Origin of the sequence: Solilutibacter pythonis (assembly GCF_003697345.1) — a bacterium.
Classification (GTDB): domain Bacteria; phylum Pseudomonadota; class Gammaproteobacteria; order Xanthomonadales; family Xanthomonadaceae; genus Solilutibacter; species Solilutibacter pythonis.
In genome coordinates this window covers 1-3,805 of sequence record NZ_RFLY01000035.1, presented here as the reverse complement: position 1 = coordinate 3,805, position 3,805 = coordinate 1, and the positions used below count along the sequence as shown (strand labels likewise).

Genomic DNA, 3,805 nt, shown 5'->3' with positions numbered 1-3,805 from the left:
CTTGCAAGTCCACTCGGGCGCGCTGGGCCGGGTCGGGGCTGGTGCTCAGTACCCACACGTCATTGCCATTGACCAACACCTCACGCAGCTTGCTGGGATGGTCAACACCATTTTCCATGGCCTGCAAGGTGACGTTGGCCGTCACCCTCGGGTCGGTACCTGGGGGTAGTCGTTCGGCGATGGCCCTGTACAGCATGTGATTCGGATGGTTGACCTCGGTGACGAACGGATGGGCCTTGGCGTGCTCCAGCGCCTTCAGAGTCTGCGGGCCAACGGTGCCGTCCACTGACAGGCCATGGGACTGCTGGAAGATGCGGACTGCGTGCTCGGTGTTTTGGCCTTGAATACCATCCTGGGCCAGGGGTTTGCCGTCTTTGCCTAAGTAGCCGAGGGCTAAAAGCGCAGCTTGCGTTTCTTTTATTGCTTCTGCCTTATCTTGATCTTCCCGAGGCCCACTCTTGATGGGCGACTTGGACAGGTCCAAGCCATCACGCTCAAGACGTTCAATAACATTGGGAAGCTTCTTTTCCCATTCTTCCGCATAACGGGAACAGTCCTTCGCGGCCTTGACGCTCCAAGGCTGCTTTGGATTGACTCCATTGACAATACGTCGAGCATTGTACAAATCCTGCGACTCGTCGTTGATATAGCGATCAAGAGACCTTCCCGTGAAAAGGCCATTACGCATACCCAGCACCAGAATCTTGGCCGCCGTCTCTGGGTCTTTTGCCAACTGGGGATTTTTGACTAACTCCCCATTCATTCCAAGAAGCTTGTCGAATTTCTGGTAATTGTCGACATGCGTCAGATGCACATAGCCACGGCCAAAATATTCTTCACCACCGCGGTATCCAAGCTTGACCGCCTGCCTTCGCCCGAAGTCCTCGTCAGGCGCGGTAAAATTTCGGGTTTCATGCTGCGCAGTCGCCAGCATATAGGCAATCTGCTTGGGATCGGTAACGCCATTCTCCATTGCAGTCTTTACGATGAGATCAACAGACTGCTGCCTATCGATACCGAAACCATCATTACTACGGCCGTAACCGTCACTCATGACATATCTCCTTCATTGCACGTGCAGGTGTAATAATTTATTGTATCAGATGGTGGAACTCCACCTTCTGAATTGCATGGCCAATCTATTTCAGAGAGACAATCAATAATTGTCGAACACTTTTTTACTCTTGCACCTCCTTCATTTCACCATTCACTAAGCGCTCTACTTTCTTCATTGCTTGCCCATCACCGCCACCATCATCTTCCGTGACACGTTTTACCAGTACAGGCTTGCCACGCCTGATTTCATAGGTATCGGTGACATGGAGACAGCACCCTTCCGAAGAGACCGCTCTGATCCCGTCTTTTTCCACAAAGAAGAGGCCGTTGTACCCCACGGTCAAATCCGAGAAATCTTGATCATGGACAAACTTTCCATCCGCCGGGTCAAAAACGTATACATCATAAGAAGGGCCACCATACGCGCCCTCTTTACCTGACCATACAAGCAAATCTTGGTGACCGTCCGCATTGACATCACTCAGGATCAACGAATGACCACGCAGCTTGTAAGTTTCATCAATCACCCCCCGGTAAACGGATGCCTGATTGTCGAAATAAAGGGAAGGCAAATCGATTTGTTGTGACGATCCCCCTCCCTTTGTGAGCATGAGTCGCACAGGCCCCGCACAATACTGAATAGTATCGGTCTCTTCACGACACCCGGATGCTGACAATTCCAACGAAACATCGCCAGCAGTCAAAGTTACCTTTCCCGATTCACTTAGAGCGCCATTGACGGATAGAGGTGTACTTGCAGCGACATTACTTGACTTAGGCGTTTGCTGTTCGATTACGGGCTCAGATTTTTCCATATCATTCACAGGAGACTCCAGAGGTTTGCAACCATAGATTGCAATCGCCATAACCACCAAAACAAGATGCGAGTATGCTTCAGGCTTCATAATTTCCAGGCACGTACAATCACAGGAATCATCTTACTCGAACAGGGAGGCTGCACGCAGCGTAAGTCACATTACACTGACTACCATCTTTTTCACAGTTTAACTTTGCATTTAAGGCTGCATCATTTTCATTAGCCCCACCACCGAATGCCCGTCCGCCTCCCCCATATGCTGAAGCCTGACAAGTATTCCTGACACTAGAAACAATTTTACAATTAGAACTTCCACATCTTTTCAATGCCAACCTTTCCGCTTGCCTCTTTGATTTCAAATTACTAGATGCGCCCCCAATCGGATTATTGGGGTCTTCAGCTATAGCACCAAACCTATCCTCCCAGATTTCGGTATATGCCGGCGCAGAGCTGCCGCTCCCGCCCCTATTAACTCCCGCAGCCTCCGCTGGCGAGCCGCAACGTCCCTGCCCTGGAATAGGTACAGCACCAGGCGGGCAAGGACCAGAGCTTGGCGGGGCTTGCGCCACCACCCCGCCTACAGATAGCACCATGATGGACAACGAAGCTAGAATTCTAAAACACCAATAAAGAGGAGAAGCATTCATGCATGCTGCATTCCCCTTGGAATTTATTGAGGTTTTTGTCAAATCCCCTTGCGCCATATTAGTTTCCATGGTTCTCGCAGCATTGTAGGTTGGTTTATAACCATCAGTCCTGACTGTTTTCCCATCTGCGTAACCTGCACCTGCTTCATCCGCCGGCTTATACCCCCCAACCGGATTACCCGCCGCATCCCGCGCCTGGCCCACACCCACACCGATAATTTATTCATGCGTGAAAAATATGGTTAATAGAAACTACTTTACTCGGACGGGAAGACTGCAACCACTATAAGTAATCTCACAAACGCTTCCATCTAATTGGCATTTCAACATCCCATCTTTCACGGCGCCTTCCAATGACAAGCCTGCCCCATACGCAACCCCGCCCCCACCATACGCAGAAACTTGACATCCATTTCTTACAGACGAAACCACTTTACAACGATTAGTTCCACATTTTGATAGCGCTTTATTTTTTGCACTTCTTTCACTTCTCTCACCTTCAACAGTAGCCATTCGCTCAGCAGCGTAATCTACGGCAATAGCACCAAACCTATCTTCCCAGACTTCGGTATATGTCGGTGCCGAGTTCCCTTTCCCGCCACTATTGATCGCCGAGGCTTCAGCAGGCGAGCCACAACGCCCTTGCCCTGGGATAGGAACAGCACCGGGAGGACAGGGACCACCCGGTGCAGATTGGGACAGCGCATTAATAGGAATAATATAGATAATCAAAAATACTGAGAGAAATACATTTCTAATATTACTCATTGCGCATTTCCTCTATTTCCTTGACCTAATATTTTTCTATTATCCACTTGAACATTATCACTCGCCGCAACATTATTACGCGAACCAAGATTTGGAACACCCGCAGTTTTCCCGTCTTCATTATTCACATCAAACCTATCCGCCGGCCTATACCCCCCGACCGGATTACCCGCCGCATCGCGCGCCTGGCCGCCGCTAGCACCAAACTGCGAGTACATCGTCACCGCCTGGCCCAGCGTGCCCTGGAAAAACATCGCCGCCATCGGCGGGCAGGTAATCAGCATGATCGTCAGCACGATCCCCATACCGCCCTGCTGCATCGCAAGCGTATTCAATCCTTCCGAAGCGCCGTTGCCCTGCATGATCAAAGCGTACTTCACCGCCATCGCGCCTCCTATCACCATCACCAGCTTCGTCGCCACGCCCACCATGAACGCCAGCACCGCCAACGAAAACGTCGTCCCTATCCCGTAATACAGCCACTTCGAGAATAGCTGCTTGGTCGATGGAAATATCA

At 50.7% G+C, this 3,805-nt stretch carries 4 protein-coding genes and 1 pseudogene; all 5 read right to left on the bottom strand.

Annotation, left to right across the window (positions count from 1 at the left end):
• On the bottom strand, positions 1-1,054 hold a 1,054-nt coding region (locus EBB59_RS13020; RefSeq protein ID WP_122102573.1), incomplete at its 3' end, for a peptidoglycan-binding protein.
• 124 nt (positions 1,055-1,178) lie between these two features.
• A complete protein-coding gene (locus tag EBB59_RS13645; RefSeq protein WP_147455615.1) occupies positions 1,179-1,961 on the bottom strand; it encodes an XAC2610-related protein in 783 nt (260 codons plus the stop codon).
• A gap of 28 nt (positions 1,962-1,989) precedes the next feature.
• Positions 1,990-2,466, bottom strand: a complete 477-nt coding sequence (locus EBB59_RS14595; protein WP_425451836.1) for a DUF4189 domain-containing protein — start codon at positions 2,464-2,466, stop codon at positions 1,990-1,992.
• A gap of 306 nt (positions 2,467-2,772) precedes the next feature.
• Positions 2,773-3,288, bottom strand: coding sequence for a DUF4189 domain-containing protein (locus EBB59_RS13005; protein WP_122102570.1), 516 nt, complete (start codon positions 3,286-3,288; stop codon positions 2,773-2,775).
• Positions 3,285-3,805: pseudogene (locus tag EBB59_RS13000) on the bottom strand (type IV secretion system protein); the annotation flags it as partial. The gene EBB59_RS13005 and the pseudogene EBB59_RS13000, both read right to left, overlap by 4 nt.